Below are 18,290 nucleotides of genomic sequence, written 5' to 3' on the forward strand. Positions count from 1 at the left end.
GCTAGTCTCGAGATAGGGACAAGTAAGGCGGTAAGTGAACTTTTCCGTAGAATATCGATTTATTATTACCCACATGTAAAGGTAATTTGCAATTTAATCGGATTATCATCATATCTAAAGTCAATATAATACACCCATCAGAACGGCAAACACCGTTCGCAACGAATTATGTAAGACTATAGATAGGAAAAAGACATGACTGCACAAACACTTAAATCACGCGCTGCTGTTGCTTGGGGGCCAGGTCAGCCACTATCAATGGAAGAAGTTGATGTGATGCCGCCGCAAAAAGGCGAAGTGCGTATCCGCATGATTGCTACCGGCGTTTGTCATACCGATGCATTCACACTATCCGGTGATGATCCTGAAGGTATCTTCCCTTGTATCCTTGGTCATGAAGGCGGCGGTATTGTCGAATCTATCGGAGAAGGCGTGACCAGTGTTCAGGTCGGTGATCATGTTATCCCGCTTTACACGCCAGAGTGTGGTGAGTGTAAGTACTGTAAGTCGGGTAAAACCAACCTGTGCCAGAAAATTCGTGAAACGCAGGGTAAGGGCCTGATGCCTGACGGTACAACCCGCTTTTCTAAAGATGGCCAGCCTATTTTCCATTACATGGGGACGTCGACGTTCTCTGAATACACAGTATTGCCAGAAATTTCATTGGCGAAAGTCAACCCGGAAGCACCTCTCGAAGAGGTTTGTCTGCTTGGCTGTGGTGTTACCACCGGTATGGGGGCTGTTATGAACACCGCTAAAGTGGAAGAAGGCGCAACAGTTGCTGTCTTTGGCCTAGGTGGTATTGGCCTATCAGCGATTATTGGTGCTGCGATGGCCAAAGCGAGCCGTATCATTGCAATCGATATTAACGAAAGCAAGTTTGAGCTGGCTCGTAAACTCGGTGCCACAGATTGTGTGAACCCAATGAACTTCGATAAGCCGATCCAGGATGTCATTGTAGAGATGACTGACGGTGGTGTTGATTACTCATTCGAGTGTATCGGTAACATCAACGTAATGCGTTCGGCACTTGAGTGTTGCCACAAAGGCTGGGGTGAATCTGTTGTAATCGGTGTGGCTGGTGCTGGCCAGGAAATCTCTACCCGTCCGTTCCAATTGGTAACGGGGCGTGTATGGCGTGGATCAGCATTCGGTGGTGTGAAAGGTCGCTCTGAGCTTCCTGAGTACGTAGAGCGTTACATGAAGGGTGAATTCAAACTTGATGATTTCATCACTCATACGATGGCGCTTGAAGATGTGAATGAAGCGTTTGAACTTATGCACGAAGGCAAGAGTATTCGTACTGTTCTTCACTTCGACAAGTAACCACTCTTTTCGTATTCGCTCGCTTAAGATCGGTGCCCTCTAACGAGGGTGCCGCTATCTCGTTAAATTTTGTTGTATGTACTGCTTTTCCCGCCCGGCTTTTGCTCGGCGGGTTTTTTATGCCTGCCCTTTATTGTTACTTATAGGTAATAGTAATTTGCTGTTTTGCGGGATTATCATCTTTGTTTGTATCAATATAATACACTCTATCAAATCAATACTCGTTGCTAAGACGAGTTATCAGAATTATGTCGTGTCGAAGAACGACACAATCAATGGTGGAGCACATTATGTCTAAAATTGTTGTTGTGGGAGGTGGTGCCGCAGGCCTAGAGCTGGTAACTCGCCTGGGACGAAGCCTTGGTCGCAAAGCTAAGCATGAAATTGTATTGGTCGAGCCGTCATCACACCACTATTGGAAGCCCCGTTTACATGAAATTGCTGCCGGTACATTTGATGCCGAATTGGATGCCGTGAGTTACTTGCAGCACTCTGCATGTAATGATTATCAATATATCCAGGCCTCAATGGCTGGGTTGGACCGAGCAGCCAAAACGCTACAACTACGTGATACGCGTGGGCTAGAGTTTCTCATGCAATATGACTACTTGGTTATCGCGGTAGGGGCTGTTAGCAATGATTTCAAGACTCCGGGTGTCAGCGAACATTGCCTGTTCCTTGACTCTTCAGAGCAGGCTCAGTCGGCGTGGCAGCAAATTAACCCGCTACTGAGTATGGAAGGCAAGCACCGTATCTCGATTGTTGGGGCTGGTGCAACGGGCGTGGAACTTGCTGCTGAACTGGCCAAGGTCAGTGACAAGCTGAAGCGCTACCGCCATGGTGCGGAGTTGGAAATTACATTGATTGAAGCTTCTGAACGTGTGTTGCCAGCAGGTCCTGCATGCATGTCAGAGAAAGTGCAAAAAGCACTCTCAAAGCAAGGCATAACAGTACGTACCAATACCCGCGTGCAACGTGCGGAAGAGGGGAAATTAGTCACTGCAGAGGGTGAGAGTATTACCGCAGACCTACAAGTATGGGCTGCCGGTATTAAATGTGCAGAGTGGCTGACACAACTCGACGGGCTGGAGACTAATCGTTTAAACCAGCTAAAAGTGGATGCCAACCTGCAATCGACCCTTGATAGCCGTATTTTTGTGCTGGGGGACAGTGCAGAATGCCCGCAACCAGATGGCTCATTTGTTCCGCCTAGAGCCCAGGCAGCCAATCAGGCTGCGGGGCACCTGGCTCAGCAATTCAAGCGATTACTAAAAGGTAAGGCGATGAAGCCATTTATCTTTAATGATGGCGGTATGGTCATTGCTGTCGGTCATGATTATGCGGTGGGCGCGCTAATGAATGACAAAGTGGTACTAAAGGGACGCTTTGTCCGCAACTTGTACGACACCATTTTCCGCCTGCACCAAAGAGTGCTGTTTGGCTGGGGACGGGTAACGGCGCTGGTGGTATTAAAGCGCATTAAGTGTGCCCTGAACCCTTACTACAAAGGCAACCTTTCTTAAATTGTCTTGCCCGCAGAGAGGCAGCGTAGCTTCTTTGCAGCATCAGTACACCCAAGCGCTTATGCTGCTTGGGTATACAACATCTTAAAATGATTAAAATCGGAACAACAACGATGTGGACTAAACTTCGTAGCTCATTGCCGTTGCAGCTATTGCTGGCGGCACTGATGGCCTGGCTTTTTGCTTTAACTTTTTCTGAGACGGCCGATATTGCACAACAGGGCTGGTACCAGCTACTGATGCTGGGCAAGACCAGCTATATTGGGCTGCTGAAAATGGTGGTGGGCATAGTTGTTATGCTGTCGCTGTTGGAAGGTATTACCAACATTGGTTCAACGGTCCGGTTGAGGAAATTGGGTACAAGTACACTGCTGTTCTACAGCTTTACTACGTTTATCGCGATTAGCCTAGGTTTGGGTGCCTCATTGCTGATGCCGGCATGGCAGCCTTTGACCGAGTTTGCTCCTGTTGCAGATGGTGTCAGGTTGATCAGTGAAGAGGCGGCTGATGGCAGTGCAATTGCCGCAAAGTTGTTGAATATGGCGCTGATTAACCCAGTTGCCGCGTTAGCTGATGGCAACTTGTTAGCCATAGTGCTTTTCTCATTCCTGTTAGGTGTTGCTCTGCTGTCGTCACTGCCAAGCAAGCACCCGCTTTTTGAGGTACTCAGTGGGCTGAGCAAAGGGGTCAACACCATGGTGCGCGGGATTGTCCGTCTCTCACCGGTGGCCGTTTTTGCGATTGTGTTTGAGTTTTCAGTTCGAGGCGGGGAGTCATTGTTTGGCCAGCTTGCCTTGTTCGCCCTGCTAGTCTTTGTTCTTACTGTGGTTCACGGCGTGGTGGTATTGCCCACGATTGCCAAAGTCGCGACGGGGATCCGCTTTACCACATTGTTCAAAGCCATTTCGGCACCGATGGCGATGGCGTTTGCAACCTCATCGAGTACGGCGGCCCTGCCACTGGCGATGCGAAGTGCGGAAGAAGAACTAGGCGTATCGCAGAGTACCAGCAGTATGGTACTGCCGCTAGGTGCGGTAATGAATATGGACGGTACGGCACTGTTTGAAGGCGTTGCCGCTATCTTCCTGGCACAGTTGTTTGGTGTAGACCTCACTACGACCGGAATGATCATGATATTTATCATGGCGATGGTGTCATCAGTCGGCGCGCCGGGGATGCCTTCTGGATCCATGTCCGGTATGCAGTTGGTATTGTTGGCTGCTGGTATTCCATTAGAAGCGATAGCGATTTTGTTGATTATCGAACGCCCATTGGACACATTCCGTACGGCTGTGAACGTTGAAGGTGATTTGATTGCCGCTCTGGTGGTCGATAAATGGCAACACCGTTCGGCTGGTGTACCCACACCGACGGTGGCGGAACTTCAATCGATATAAAGTCTAGATCGGCTAATCGATGAGATTGTATAAGCCCAGAGTACGATGTGTATTCTGGGCTTTTTTGACCCTGTAACTTAACTGTGTAGTTTTGCGAGTACTTCTTCAAACAGTACCTGCATCAGCTTCTGCCCGTGCTCGCTGCTCCAGTCTTGGGCCAGCTCGGCAATTAACTGGTTGGTTGTCGTGAGGGTGACACCGTGAGATTCCATGCGGCGAAGGGCCGTTTCATCGGCAATGGTGCTCGGCGAGCCGGAACCATCGACAACGACCTGGACATTGTAGCCTTCCAATATCGCTGTAATTGCCGGGTAAACGACACAGACATCAGTGGTGATACCGGCAATGATCAGGTTCTGTTTACCCGTGGCTTTTACCGTTTCTGAAAAGGCGGGGTCTTTCATCGCATCGACAATACCCGCACGCTGTACTCGTTGCTCAAACGCTTCCGGTACGGCTTGTTGCAGTTCCTCGAATAATGGGCCCTGAGCCTGATCTTCCATGCTTGACGTTAACACCAATGGCATTCCCGTTTCTTTTGCCGACCGCGCCAGTGCGATGGTGTGGCGTTTGATCTCTTCTAAGTCTGCAGATTTTACCCAGCCCATGGTACCCACTTGGTGGTCAATCAATAGCATTGCTGAGTTCTCTGGGGTGAAGATTGTCTGTTTCATGGTTACCTCTCTTTGGCCTAGCAATAATTGCTATTAGCTCGTTCGTGCATGTCGTTTGTTTGGATAGCTTCATTCTATGCAGGCAACCATTAATTGATTAGATGGTATTATTAGGAATATTCATCCCGAAATTGTTAGTAATTTATGGTCGATCTCAACGAAGTTAATGTGTTCATCAAGGTTGTTGAAGCGGGGAGCTTTGTCGGCGCTGGAAAATTGCTTGGCATGCCATCGACCACGGTTAGCCGGAAAGTACAACAGCTGGAAGAAAGCTTGGGCGTAAGGCTACTGCACCGGAGTACCAGAAAGCTGTCGTTAACCGATCAAGGCCGGTTGTATTTTCAGCAATGCCAGCAGCACCTTATTGGCATTGAAGAGGCCAATATTGTTGTCACCCAACTGCAGAAAGAGCCAAAGGGGACACTGCGTATCACCTCGCCGTTGGACTTTGCGTCGCTCTACGCCCAGCCTTGGATCAATGAGTTTCTGGTTAAGTTTCCGGAAATCAATATCGAGCTGAAAGTCACGGATCATCAGCTCGATCTGATTGACGACAGAATTGATATCGCTTTTCGCTCTGGTGTGCTGAAGGATTCTAATTTGGTCGCCCGCCGGCTGATTGCCAAGCACAGTGTGTGTTGTGCAAGTCCAACTTATCTTGCCGAGCATGGCGTACCAACAAATCCACAAGAGTTAGTAAATCATCAATGTATTTTGTGGGGAGACAGCCTGCAAAATCACAGTTGGCAGTTTACAGAGGGAGGGGAGAAGATAGATATTCCGGTAAACGGCCGATACGCCACGGACACCAATCATTTATTGCTCGAAGCGGCGGTGGCTGGGCTGGGTATTGCCAGAGTGCCACTGCCCTTGGTTGAGCCTTATCTGGAGGCAAACTCACTGCGTTTGGTGCTGACGGACTATGAGAGCCCAGCTGGCAATATGTATATCATTTACCAGTCTCACCAATATTTAACCCAAAATATCCGTCTTTTTGTTGATCATGTTGTTGATAAGGTCAGCCCGAGGCTTTAATCCCTCGGGCTGAGATTACTGGTTACTGGCCGAGACTTATGGCTGTACCGGTTGCTCCGTCATCGCCCGTTTATGTAACAGATCTGATTTGTACGCTAGCGCTGATCCACAGAGTAGGATCATGCCGCCTATCCCTAGGAAAATGGCGGCATCCCGCCAAGTATCGGCAGAAATAGCAATCATGCTGACCAATATCCCAAGCAAGGTTAATGCTCGTCCCATAAAGATACCGTTGGTGTGATCAATAGGGCTTTGCTCCTCTTTGCTCATTGGGGTGGCTAGGCGCTGGCGAATTTCTCGTGTGTCTTGCTGGGCTCTTGATAGCCAAGGTGTCAGCATAAAGAATCCACCAGTAAAGATAACGTGGGAGATAAAGGTCGCGGCAATCTTCAAATCAACCTGTTCACGACCTGTCAATGTATAGTCAAACAAAGCAGCAAACCACTCAACGTTAAAGCCAAAATGGACGATGACGGAAACAGTAAGGCCAACCAGTACCGTCGCCCAACCAGACCAACCCGGAGTTCGGAGGTTAAGCAAGGCCAGGAATGATGGGATCGACAGAGGCATTTGTATCATCGCGGTGAATAGCATCATGATGTCAAACAGGCTATAGCCTTCTAGCCGGGAAAAGAAAAGTGCCACGGCACAAGCCATAACACCCGTTAATAACGTCGCCCATTTGCCCAGAAGTATTTGCTGTCGGTCTGTCCCATTAGGGTTGATAAGGGAGAGGTAGATGTTATTCACCACGATGCCCGCATTGCGGTTAAGTGCGGTTGTCATTGGTGAAACGGTCGCTGCCAGCATGGCGACCATGACAAGGCCTAATAGGCCACTTGGCATATAGTGGTCGATGTAATAGAGGTAAGCGGCATTATCAGCACCTGTCCCAAGGTTTGGATAACTGTCGATCAAATTGATATCGAGTGAGGCAACAAACCAAGGGGGTGAGAACCATAGCAGAGGGGCGAACAAGAACAATACGCCGGCCAGTGTTGCCGCGCGTGTGGCCTCTTTTTCATTGCTAGTGATAAGAAAGCGGTAGCTACTAAGCGCGTTGTTGGTGTTGAGGGTCTGGCTCAGGAGCATGGCACCGACCCACAATACAAAAATCTGCCAGATAGCGATGCCTTCACCCATGATGGTATGGGACAAAGACTCGACCGGAAGTACTGCAATTTCTTTTGCGGCGGTGAAACCGACTACCAGTGTGATGGTGATCAATAGTACTAATTGGATGACATTAGTCGCTGAAACGGTCCAGACCCCGCCGGAGATGGCGATAAAAGTCACCAGTATGCTGATCCCTATGATCGTCACATCAATACTGACACCAAAGGTCGCGGATAAAAACGCACCTAGCCCGTTTAGCCAAATTCCCGCCCCAATCAGGGTGATTGGAAAGCTCAGCCAGGTGAAGGTTTGTTCCGAGGGCTTATCGAAACGTAATTTAATCACATCCATCGCGGTCGCAACACGTAAACGGCGATAGCGCTTGGCAAAATAAAGCGCTGAGATAAAGAACCCGAGTGCATTCCCCCAGAAGACAAACATGACACTGAGCCCGTCGACATACGCTTTTGCCGCTGCACCAGTAAAAGTCCAGGCTGAAAACTGAGTCATGAATGCTGTCGCGCCAGCCATCCACCAGGTCATGGCTCCGCCACCACTGATAAAACCTTCGGCATTGGTCGCTTTATGCCGAAAAGCCTGAGTCACTTTGACGATAAAAGCAAAGTATAGGGCGAGCATGGCCCAGTCTAGATATGTCACGGGGGTACCTGCTAGTAGGATAATAACGCTTTCATTTATGAAACTACATTTTACTTTTTTAGGTTCGATGATTCAAATTAATACTGAGTTTATAGGTGTTAGGCCCTCCAATGCTAGCTCTTACCGTTGTTTGTAGAAATGTTTAAGCTTTGGTTGGTCTAATATCCTGCTTTAAAACTGATAATAAAAATTATCTTTATAACCTTATAATCCTGCTGTATTGCTGAGTTTTTAGCGGTGAGAATAGTGGGATTACATTCACATATTCTGTTTTTACTCACTACACCGGCCTGGATAAATTGATATTCTTGACGAAAATTGTATAAACGTTTCGATTTGAAGCTGTCCAGAGGTTTTCCATGCCAGAACATTCACTCACAGAGACTTTTCAGTCCCTAAATCGTTATCTTCAGTCTCAGGTCATTGGTCAGCCTGACTTGGTAAAACAGCTGCTGATTGCTTTATTAGCGGATGGCCATATTTTGGTGGAAGGGCCGCCTGGGCTAGCAAAGACTCGCGCGGTAAAAGTGCTTGCTGATTGTATTGAAGGCAGCTTCCAGCGCTTGCAGTTCACCCCTGATTTGCTGCCGGCCGATTTAACGGGTACCGATATCTACCGGCCAGAAACGGGGAGTTTTGATTTCCAGGAAGGCCCGATCTTCCATTCGCTAGTACTGGCTGATGAAATCAACCGAGCACCCGCTAAAGTACAGTCCGCGATGCTTGAGGCGATGGCAGAGAAACAAATAACGGTTGGGAAGCAGACATATTCTCTACCCGATTTGTTTTTGGTGATGGCGACACAAAACCCCATCGAGCAGGAAGGGACTTACCCACTTCCCGAAGCGCAACTCGACCGTTTCTTGTTACAACTTCAAGTCGAATACCCTGACAGTGATAGCGAGCTAGAAATCCTGCGCCTGAACCGCGGTGAGGCTTTGGGGGTGAAAAGTGAGGATCCTGTGCATTTATCACAGCAGGATATTTTTACGGCACGCCATCAAGTGCTAGAGCTTTATATGGCTGAAGAAATAGAGCAGTACATTATCCGCTTGGTGATGGCGACACGTACCCCTGAACGCTACGACGACCAACTGGCAAGTTGGTTGCAGATGGGGGTGAGTCCACGTGCGACCTTGGCGCTTGATCGCTGTGCACGCGCACATGCCTGGTTAGCTGGGCGTGATTTTGTGACCCCTGATGATGTGATGACCATGGCATTCCCGGTTTTACGCCATCGACTATTGCGCAGTTATGAAGCACAGGCTGAGGGAATCGATAACGATCTAATTATCAAAAAACTACTTACATGGGTAACTAGCGCATGACCCTTCCTGCTCATAGTGATGGTATGCATTTATCGCTGGCAGAGTTGTTGCACTATCAAAAGCAATCGATGCGCTGGCTTCCTCCCGCTCGTAGTATCTGGTCCTATTTAAGCGGCCACCATGATAGTACGGCAAAGGGGCGGGGGATGGACTTTGCTGAGGTTCGCCCTTATCAAAAAGGGGATGATGTCAGGTCAATCGATTGGCGGATAACGGCTAGAACAGGAAAACCACACACTAAACTCTACACCGAAGAAAGAGAATGCCCGGTAATGGTGGCCGTTGATTTATCGTCAACGATGCAATATGGCACGAAGTTACTCTATAAATCCGTTCAAGCTGCTCATATTGCTAGCTTAATTTGCTGGTTAACTGTCGCACAAAAAGATCGCGTAGGCGCTGTGGTGATTGGCGGGGAACACGTTGTCGATTGCCCGCCGACTGCGCGCCAGCAAGGGCCGCTGCAAATTATCAATGCGATAAAGCGTGTGCATGAGCAGACCCTCGAGACCGTCAACGGCCAAAGCCATGATCAAAGTAACGGCACGTTTTTAGCGGCAATGAGCCAGTTATATCGCTTATGCCCGAAAGGTAGCGATCTCATTGTAATCAGTGATTTTAATCAGCTATCGGCTTGTGCTGAAAAGCGATTGAAGCAACTGGCACAGCATAACCATTTAAGGCTGCTTCATGTTTTTGATCCAATAGAGCAAGGAGAAACCGCTTACCGAGGCCGCTTTTGGTTAGGCGATCATCACCGGTCTTTGCAGGTGAGTTTCGGGCGTAAATCAACCTTGTCTTCATTGCGTCATGACTTTGAGCGTCATCAGCAACGCCTGTCGGCGCTCTCTAACCAACTTCAGTCTCCGGTTTACCACGTTTCGGCAGGCCAGCCTTTATTGGAGCAGCTTGGAGGTATACGTGGATAGTGTATTGAACTTGGCACCACTGGATATTCCTGCCGAGCCTAGCTGGTGGCCGCTCCCCTTATCGGCCTGGCTGCTGCTTGGCGGAATTATTGCCCTAGCACTAATTGGGTGGGTATATCGCTATTTGCAAGGAAGAATGAAACGGAAGGCTTTACAGCAGCTGGATGTTTTGCAAAAAGAGCCAGACTTACCGGCGCTCGATCGCTTATTAAGGCGTGTAGCCCTAACTTACTATCCACGCGATCAAATTGCCGGGCTTACCGGTGATGCATGGCTCAAATGGTTGGATGGGCAAACGACAGCAGCTCGGTTTTTGCCGCTTAAATCGCAATGGTCGCTTGGCCTCTACCGCTGTCAGCCTATTGAGCCTAACCATTGGGAGGCGTGTATCGTAGCTAGCCGGCTATGGGTTTTACAGTTTAAGCCGGGGGGAAAATGCTAGCGTTTGATTATGCAGTGCTATTGCTGCTTTTGCCCCTTCCTTGGTTTGTTCGCCGGTTTATGGCTCAAGAAAAGCCTAGTACCTTGCTCCGGCTTGGTCGCCTCCCTGATGAGCTCAGCGAAAGTATTCGTTCCAACAAGATCCCAATGGCGCTACTTATTCTGGCGTGGCTATCGATGGTTATCGCTTTGGCAAGGCCGGTTTGGCTGGGAGAGCCGGTCAGTGTGCCGATGGAGCACCGTGACGTCATGCTCGTCGTCGACTTATCAGGCTCAATGGATATTGAGGATATGAATGGAGGCGATGGGGAGCCTATAAGTAGAATGACGGCAATGAAAAGTGTGCTGGTGGATTTTGTTCGTCGCCGGGAGGGAGATCGGCTGGGTTTGGTATTGTTTGCCGATCACGGTTACCTGCATACGCCGCTGACATTGGATATCCGTAACCTTGAGCAACAGATCAATCAATTGGTCTTGGGGCTTGTCGGCTATATGACGGCTATTGGAGAAGGTGTCGCGATAGCAACCAAAACCTTTATTGATAGTGAAGCCCCACAGCGCGTCATGATCTTGCTGAGTGATGGCAGCAATACGATAGGGGCGGTTGAACCGATGGCTGCGGCAGAGCTGGCCAAAGAAAGCAACGTTACCATATACAGCGTTGGCCTCGGTGCCGAGTCTATGTTGGTAGAAAATGCATTTGGCGAACTGCATGAAACCAACCCAGCTTGGGACCTGGATGAAGAGTTGCTGACAGATATTGCTGAGCTAACCGGTGGGCAATATTTCAGGGCGCGTAATAGCAATGAGTTAGCCGAAGTGTATTCGTTGATTGATGGGCTTGAGCCTATTTCTGATGCTGAGCAAACGTGGCAACCACGTTATGACTTATTTCAATATCCACTATTTTTCGTGTTGTTCTTTACCGTCCTATTGGCTGTTCATCGGAGGCAATATGGTTAGTTTTTTCTCCCCCGTCTGGCTGATTGGCCTACTGGCTGCACCATTGGTTTATTGGCTGGCCCATCACCGGCAGCAACGGGGCTTGATTGCCTCCCACCTGTTGAAAACAAGTGATAAGCCGAGAAACCGAATACGTTCATGGCTGATACTGGCCTGGGTGCTAGCCATGCTGGCACTGGCTGGCCCGCATTGGCGTGAACACGATAGGCCACATTCTGAGCTTGAGCGGGCACGGGTTGTTGTGATGGACATGTCTAAGGCGATGAGCGGCACTGATATATCCCCGAACCGTTTCCAGCAGGCATTTTACAAAACAACAGATTTAATCAAGCGGATCGATGAAGGGTATACCGGCTTAGTTGCCTACTCGAATGAAGGCTACACCATCAGTCCCTTAACCCATGATAATAAAACCGTTTTGGCTCATATCGAGCATTTGTCCCCAGAGGTCATGCCTACCGAAGGTAAAAATGCCGCCGCGGGTGTGGAGGAGGCGATCAGGCTATTGGATCAAACCCAGTTTGGTTATGGAGATATTCTGTTGGTAACTTCTGGGATCAGTGAAACGGAAAGCGCAGCCATCAAAGCAATGCTTGACGGTACTCATTATTCCCTCTCGACCTATGCCATCAGTACCCCCCAAGGTTCAGTTATATACCGTGAAGGCGGTGAACCGTATCTCGACATGGATGGGCAGCCTGTCGTGTCCCGGCTTGTACCGGAACGGCTCAGGGAATTGGCGGCTCAAACTGGCGGGATCGCCGTCACCTACCAGCATTCACAAAGTGATATTGAGCAACTGCAGTCTTTTCTACAAAAGCTCCGCACTATCGGTGACTTACGCGAGCAATCAGACAGTTTATCGGCACAGTTTATTAATGATGGTTATTGGTTACTGTGGCCAATGGCGGGCATTTTACTGCTGGCATTCCGTAGCGGCGCTGTCTATTCGGTAGGGCTGGTTTTGTTATTGCCAGTGTCCCAAGTGGAAGCGGCTGGGTTAAGCCAGCTATGGAAAAATGCTGATCGCCATGGTTATGACTACTACCAGCAGCAACGCTACACTGATGCAGCCTATCTCTTTAGTGACCCAGCGTGGCAAGGCGTGGCGTTCTATGAAGCGGGGGACTATCAAAGCGCTGTTGAAGCATTTTCTCAAGTCGTTGATGGCAGTAGTGATTACAACCACGGCAACGCATTGGCAAAAATAGGGCGACTGGAAGATGCCGCCGAAAAGTACCGCGCGGTCATTGAACGAAACCCCGCCCATCAAGGAGCGATGCTAAATCTTGGTTTGGTTGAAGAAGCGTTAATGGCGCAAGAAATTCAGGAGCAAAGCGGCGAGGCGGGTGATGATGGAAATGCTGACGAGCAGGAAAATAGTGAGGGAGATGGTGATCAAGAGCGGGAAGAGGAGAGTGGCGAGGAGCAAGATGGCGGGCAAGATAAGCTAGAAACCGATCCCGATACTGAAAATCAACCGGAACAGCAAGGAGCCAGTGATCAGACAGGTAGCAGTAGTTCTGATGACGGAAATTCAGAACCGCCGCAGTTCTCAGATGAAGGTGGTGGGGAGCCCCAGCCGCCCCAGCAGCAGTTTGGTGAATCTGGCGAATATGATGCCGATACATTTACAGCTGGAGAAATTGATATTGATTTCGGCACACCAACGGAAGATGACATGGAGGCGATACGCCATCAACTCAGTGAGCTTGGTGAGATAAATCCTGTGCTCAACCGACTTACCCAGATTCAGGATGACCGCACTTTGTTGCTGAGAAACTTGCTACTGCTGCAGGCAGAGCAGAAACAACCTTCAGAACAGACTGAGATTGAATGGTAGTGAAATATGTTTAGAAGAATTTTTATCTTGCTATGTAGCTTGGCCATGGCACCTGTCGTCATGGCGTCAGATATGAAAAGCCATTCGGAGTTGGAGGATCTGATAAATCTTACTGCGCAGCTGAAGCGAAATGTTGTCTACCCCCAAACAGAAGCGGAGTATGTCTTAACGGTAGAGTCTTCTGCTGATGTCCATTTTACCAGGGTTAACCCGCCAAGCGCTGATGCTGTAACGGTGAGGCGAGCAGGACAAGATCATGAGTATTACTTTGTGGGGGATGATGAGTTCAGGATTTCGACCTACCGCTTTTTTCTTTCTACTGAACAAATTGGTCAATTTGCAGTGGAAGGTGCCTCATTAACACATGTCGCTGTAAATGATGATGGTACCCGCCGGAGGGTAAGAAATCGGTCGAATGCCGTTACCTTGGAAGGACGCCCTATTCCTGACAATTATAAGGGACGGTGGCTACCATCCAATAAGGTGACGTTAGAGCAGTATTGGTCAACCGGCGCATCGGCTTTTCAAGTGGGTGACTCCATTACCCGCACTCTTACTTTATCTATTGACGGTAGTAACATAGACTCATTCCCTGAATTGACCGTTGATTACCCTGACAGTGTCAATGTTTACAGTGAGCAGCCGAAATTTAAGGCTTATGATGGCGGCATGAGTATGACGCTCAGACAGGTTGTTGTACCGCGAACCGAGGGATTGCTCGAAATACCGGGCATCGCTATACCTTGGTTCGATACCGGCAGTAACCATAACGCAGTGGCATCAATAGAAGGGCTTGGGCTGAATATAATACCGAATCAGACCCAAACGTTAGCGCTTGAGGTGATCAGCCCTGATGAAATCGGCGGGGGATATTACTGGCGCTATGCCACGCTGCTAATCAGCGTGTTATGGTTGATCACACTTCAGCGCTTATATAAGGCTCATAAGCAGCTAAGTGGGTTTGAAAAAGCTAAGGCCAACGTTACTCATACTGACAATACTCTCCAAGCAGCATTGGAGCAGGGAGATCATCAAGCGGTTGTTAGGGCTTGGGGGACTACAGACCCTCATATAAAGAAAGCGTGCAGCCAATTAATGGATGCGTATTTTGCTACCTTTTATAGTGCCACACCAAAAGATGGTGAGTCTGAGCGAAAGGCAGTATTGGCGTACCTTAAGGGTCGGAGACAAAAAGCTAAAATACAAAACGATTTCGCACAGATAGAACCGTAGTTAGATCCCTATTATTACTTGTGGTAATTAAAAACGGTAGCAATAAGCTGCCGTTTTTTTGTTGCTGATTAAGTTTATATTCAATATTAATATGAGTCGGTAGGCGTGAGTGTATTGAAAAGAAGACAGTGTGTCAGTCTCTATCTTTGAATGTGGTAAATCTATGTAAAAATATTGCGCTAGCATGTGGGGTAAAGTGCTTTTTTTCGTAGAAATAATACTTTTCAGGTGAGTGGTTTCTATTGGTAATAAAGTTTTAATTTCATTGGTTAATAGTCGGTGTTTGTATATCTTGTTGTTTTTGTTTCGAATTAATTTTAATGGTGTCGAATTTTATTTCTGGTTTCGATAGGTTTCAATTTGATGCTAATATTTATAGCGAAAAAATTGTCGTTTTTTAAAGATATATGTTTTATCGATTCGTATCTCAAGCTTCTGTATTCCACATGATAAAGTCATAAGAATGGTATATGTTATAGATATAGATTGGTATTAATTGCTAGTTATTCGTTTTTTAAAAGCATTTTTTATAGTTAGATTAAATCTAGTTGTGAAATTGTGCTCTTGATCTGTTCACTGTTGCTTTATCATTAAGGAGTCGATTATGGGTGTAAAAAATAAACTAAGTCTAGTTAGTGTTGCCTTATTACTCGCGGGCTGTTCTTCTACCATCGCTCTGGATAAAGGCCAAACATGGGAGCAATTTGGTTATGAGCTGGCTATGCGTGGAAGCAAGATGATAGAGACGTCACGGCTTGAATCTGTGGACGTTGCTGCTTACAAGAAAGGGTATGTCACTGGTCTAGAAGCATTTTGCAACCAAGATGGATACGATGTTGGTCTGAGCGGTTTGTTTTACCAAGGCACCTGTGACGGGATAAACCCTAACTTTGCAGAGCAGTACAATATCGGTTGGGTCGATTATGAGATCAACCAGCAGAACTACGACTGGGAATTAGGTACCTACGACTCATCCATTGATACTTACGAGTAGTCATAATCCATAATCGCGCTATTTCTTTTTCATTAAGCTTGTTGAATCCTCTCAACAGGCTTTCTCATCTCTAGGCTATCTGCAAGCAGCTTTCTTTTGGTGTCCGCTATCTACTTCCTTTCCATCTAACCAGCAACTCAGATCGTAAATGGGTATTGGGTCTCATTTTTTAAAATACATAGTTGTCGAAATGATTCGACTAAACTAGTATCCGATGTATTGATTATGGCTTATTTTGTCATGTTGAAAGTTTTCTTTGTATTTAATTTGTTGATTTATAAGATTTTATGTTTTTGGTTGTTGCTTGAAACGATACAGCGTCGAGGCTGTCTGTATACGACATTTAGCAGTAAGGCAAAGCATCCAGATTGATTTGAAGATTTTTCGGGAATGGTATGAAAACAGTGATAAAGCCGACTTTGCTCGCGCTGAGTATGACAATGGGTGGTTATGTAATGGCAAGTTCAACAATGTTTAGTGACATGATAAATGTTGAGCGCACAGAGTCTGCGTCATCGGCACATTGGCAAGATGATAAAGAGAAAATGGACGCCTACATTGGTGGCTTGATTAACAAGATGACGTTAAATGAAAAAGTTGGGCAACTTGACTTGCAAAGCGGTTTCCGGAATGTCACTGGGCCATTTATTAATGAATCCTACGAGCAGCAAATTAAAGATGGGCAGGTTGGTGCCATTTTCAATGCCTATGGTGCTGACTTCGGTCGCCAGCTTCAGCGTATCGCCGTCGAAGAAACGCGTCTTGGCATCCCACTGATTGTTGGTCACGATATTATTCATGGCCATAAAACGATTTTTCCTCAATCTATTGGTGAAGCGGCAACCTGGGATTTAGATGCCGCTAAGCTTAGCGCCCGCGTTGCAGCAAGAGAAGCATCCGCAGATGGCATTATGTGGACATTTGCCCCTATGGCCGACTTGGTTCGTGACCCTCGCTGGGGGCGTGTGTCTGAAGCGGCGGGTGAAGACCCTTTCTTATCTACGGCAATGGCGGTAGCCCGTGTTGAAGGTTTCCAGGGTGATGACTTAAGCCAAGAAGATACCATCATGGCAACGGCAAAGCATTTTGTCGGTTATGGTTTGTCGCAAGGGGGACGGGATTATCACACCACCGATGTCTCAGAACATGAGCTTTGGACCACGCAGATGCCTCCTTTTAAAGCAATGGTCGATGCCGGTGTTGCAACATTCATGACCTCATTCAATGACCTGAACGGTATTCCTGCGACGGGAAGCAAACGCCTACTGACAGATATTCTCCGTGACCAGTGGGGGTTCGAAGGCTTTGTCGTGACCGACTATACCGCTATTAATGAGCTGGTTCCTCACGGTTACGCCCGCGATGATAAGCATGCAGCTGAAATAGCCTTTAATGCCGGTGCTGACATGGATATGGTTGGCCAGTTATACATCAACTACCTCGAAGAGCTTGTAGCCGAAGGCAAAGTGTCAGAAGAGAAAATTGATACCGCTGTTCGCCAAATCCTTGAGATGAAATGGCGTCTTGGCCTGTTCGAAGACCCATACCGCTACAATGATGAATCTCGAGCCGAGCGTGAAATCCTCAGTGTAGAAAACCAAAATGCAGCACGTGATGTTGCTCGTAAGTCTTTCGTATTGCTTAAAAATGACAATCAGACGTTACCTTTAAAAGACGACGAAATTAAATCTATTGCTTTGATTGGCCCGTTGGCGGACAGCAAGTTTGACATGATTGGCAACTGGGCTGCTGCGGGGGATCGTAAGTCTCATCCAGTAACGGTTTTGGAAGGTTTCAAGCATCGCTTTGGTAACAACGTTAAGATCAACTACGCCAAAGGTGCAAGTTACGACTATATCACTTCACAAGAAGATATCGATGCACTTCAAGGTATCGGTGTGCCACGTATTACTGCCGATGATCCATCGCTGGAAAAAGAGATGGAGTGTGCTATCTCTGCAGCGAAAAAATCTGACGTGATTGTCATGGTCATGGGTGAAGAGCAGCGCATGTCAGGTGAGGCAGCAAGCCGTACTGAATTGACGTTGCCGGGTAATCAGCAGCAGGTGATGGAAGAGCTGAAAAAGCTTGGTAAACCTATGGTGCTGGTGGTAATGAGTGGCCGTCCGAATGATTTACGTTGGGCTGACGAGAATGTCGACGCCATCCTTCATGCTTGGTATCCAGGAACCATGGGCGGGATAGCACTTGCTGATGTTATTTCCGGTGATGTTACGCCTTCTGGAAAATTACCGATGACCTTCCCTCGCTCTGTGGGTCAGGTGCCAATTTTCTACAACGAGAAGAATACGGGCCGTCCTTACTTTGCGGATAACCCGAACCAGCGCCAAGAGCATTACAAGTCCCGCTATGATGACTCACCGAACACACCATTGTACGCGTTTGGTCACGGCCTGAGTTACACCCAGTTTGATTATGGAGATATTCGCCTGAGCAGCAAAGAGCTGCCGGTTGATGGTGAGCTGCTTGTATCTGTAGAAATCACTAACAGCGGTGATTACGCCGGTGAAGAAGTGGTTCAGCTATATACCCGCCAACATGTTGGTTCGATTACCCGTCCGGTTAAAGAACTGAAAGGTTTCCAGAAAGTGCATTTCGATAAAGGCGAATCAAAAACGATTTCCTTTACGTTGACGCCGGCGGATCTTGCGTTTTACCGCGCTGATATGAGCTGGGGAGTGGAAGCCGGTTCATTTGACGTCTTCGTCGGTACCGCCTCGGATAATGTGCAAACAGCAAGTTTTGAGTTGGTTGAAAAATAATAAAAATATAGCCCGTCGTTGACGGGCTTTTTCAAAGGAAATCTT

General features: G+C 47.8%; 14 protein-coding genes. 12 read left to right on the forward strand and 2 right to left on the reverse strand.

Annotated elements, in window-relative coordinates:
* Positions 1-195: 195 nt before the first annotated feature.
* From L4D79_RS11185 to L4D79_RS11195, 3 genes are all read left to right on the forward strand, one after another.
* Complete coding sequence (locus L4D79_RS11185) at positions 196-1,326, forward strand: S-(hydroxymethyl)glutathione dehydrogenase/class III alcohol dehydrogenase (protein ID WP_107348863.1); 1,131 nt, start codon at positions 196-198, stop codon at positions 1,324-1,326.
* 290 nt (positions 1,327-1,616) lie between these two features.
* Positions 1,617-2,849: an NAD(P)/FAD-dependent oxidoreductase gene (locus L4D79_RS11190; RefSeq protein ID WP_428651363.1), complete on the forward strand. Its 1,233-nt coding sequence runs from the start codon at positions 1,617-1,619 to the stop codon at positions 2,847-2,849.
* 113 nt (positions 2,850-2,962) lie between these two features.
* Positions 2,963-4,246: a dicarboxylate/amino acid:cation symporter gene (locus tag L4D79_RS11195; RefSeq protein ID WP_428651366.1), complete on the forward strand. Its 1,284-nt coding sequence runs from the start codon at positions 2,963-2,965 to the stop codon at positions 4,244-4,246.
* A 77-nt stretch (positions 4,247-4,323) separates the two neighbouring features.
* On the opposite strand, the gene L4D79_RS11200 is transcribed toward L4D79_RS11195, so the two are convergent.
* Positions 4,324-4,920 carry an isochorismatase family protein gene (locus tag L4D79_RS11200; protein ID WP_428651369.1) on the reverse strand — a complete coding sequence of 199 codons (597 nt, stop codon included), beginning with the start codon at positions 4,918-4,920 and terminating at the stop codon, positions 4,324-4,326.
* Positions 4,921-5,064: 144 nt separating this feature from the next.
* Here L4D79_RS11200 and L4D79_RS11205 point away from each other — a divergent pair, with 144 nt between their 5' ends.
* Entirely contained in the window at positions 5,065-5,955 is an 891-nt protein-coding gene (locus L4D79_RS11205) for a LysR family transcriptional regulator (RefSeq protein ID WP_428651372.1), read from the forward strand.
* Between the two features lie 36 nt (positions 5,956-5,991).
* Here L4D79_RS11205 and L4D79_RS11210 read toward each other — a convergent pair whose 3' ends face one another.
* Positions 5,992-7,731 carry a sodium:solute symporter family transporter gene (locus tag L4D79_RS11210; protein ID WP_428651375.1) on the reverse strand — a complete coding sequence of 580 codons (1,740 nt, stop codon included), beginning with the start codon at positions 7,729-7,731 and terminating at the stop codon, positions 5,992-5,994.
* A gap of 359 nt (positions 7,732-8,090) precedes the next feature.
* Here L4D79_RS11210 and L4D79_RS11215 point away from each other — a divergent pair, with 359 nt between their 5' ends.
* From L4D79_RS11215 to bglX, 8 genes are all read left to right on the forward strand, one after another.
* Positions 8,091-9,059, forward strand: coding sequence for an AAA family ATPase (locus L4D79_RS11215; RefSeq protein ID WP_428651377.1), 969 nt, complete (start codon positions 8,091-8,093; stop codon positions 9,057-9,059).
* Positions 9,056-9,988, forward strand: a complete 933-nt coding sequence (locus L4D79_RS11220) for a DUF58 domain-containing protein (RefSeq protein ID WP_428651380.1) — start codon at positions 9,056-9,058, stop codon at positions 9,986-9,988. Before L4D79_RS11215 ends, L4D79_RS11220 begins: the two co-directional genes overlap by 4 nt.
* The gene (locus L4D79_RS11225) at positions 9,981-10,430 is read left to right on the forward strand and encodes a DUF4381 domain-containing protein (protein WP_428651383.1); all 450 of its coding nucleotides are present in this window, start codon (positions 9,981-9,983) and stop codon (positions 10,428-10,430) included. Before L4D79_RS11220 ends, L4D79_RS11225 begins: the two co-directional genes overlap by 8 nt.
* Positions 10,424-11,392: a VWA domain-containing protein gene (locus L4D79_RS11230; protein ID WP_428651386.1), complete on the forward strand. Its 969-nt coding sequence runs from the start codon at positions 10,424-10,426 to the stop codon at positions 11,390-11,392. The genes L4D79_RS11225 and L4D79_RS11230 overlap by 7 nt, the downstream gene beginning before the upstream one ends.
* Positions 11,385-13,235, forward strand: a complete 1,851-nt coding sequence (locus L4D79_RS11235) for a VWA domain-containing protein (protein ID WP_428651388.1) — start codon at positions 11,385-11,387, stop codon at positions 13,233-13,235. The genes L4D79_RS11230 and L4D79_RS11235 overlap by 8 nt, the downstream gene beginning before the upstream one ends.
* Before the next feature lie 6 nt (positions 13,236-13,241).
* Positions 13,242-14,468, forward strand: a complete 1,227-nt coding sequence (locus L4D79_RS11240) for a hypothetical protein (RefSeq protein WP_428651391.1) — start codon at positions 13,242-13,244, stop codon at positions 14,466-14,468.
* A gap of 604 nt (positions 14,469-15,072) precedes the next feature.
* A complete protein-coding gene (locus L4D79_RS11245; protein ID WP_428651394.1) occupies positions 15,073-15,462 on the forward strand; it encodes a DUF2799 domain-containing protein in 390 nt (129 codons plus the stop codon).
* Between the two features lie 395 nt (positions 15,463-15,857).
* The gene (bglX, locus tag L4D79_RS11250) at positions 15,858-18,245 is read left to right on the forward strand and encodes a beta-glucosidase BglX (RefSeq protein ID WP_428651397.1); all 2,388 of its coding nucleotides are present in this window, start codon (positions 15,858-15,860) and stop codon (positions 18,243-18,245) included.
* The last annotated feature ends 45 nt before the right edge of the window (positions 18,246-18,290 follow it).

This window comes from Photobacterium satsumensis (genome assembly GCF_050336935.1).
GTDB classification, from domain to species: domain Bacteria; phylum Pseudomonadota; class Gammaproteobacteria; order Enterobacterales; family Vibrionaceae; genus Photobacterium; species Photobacterium satsumensis.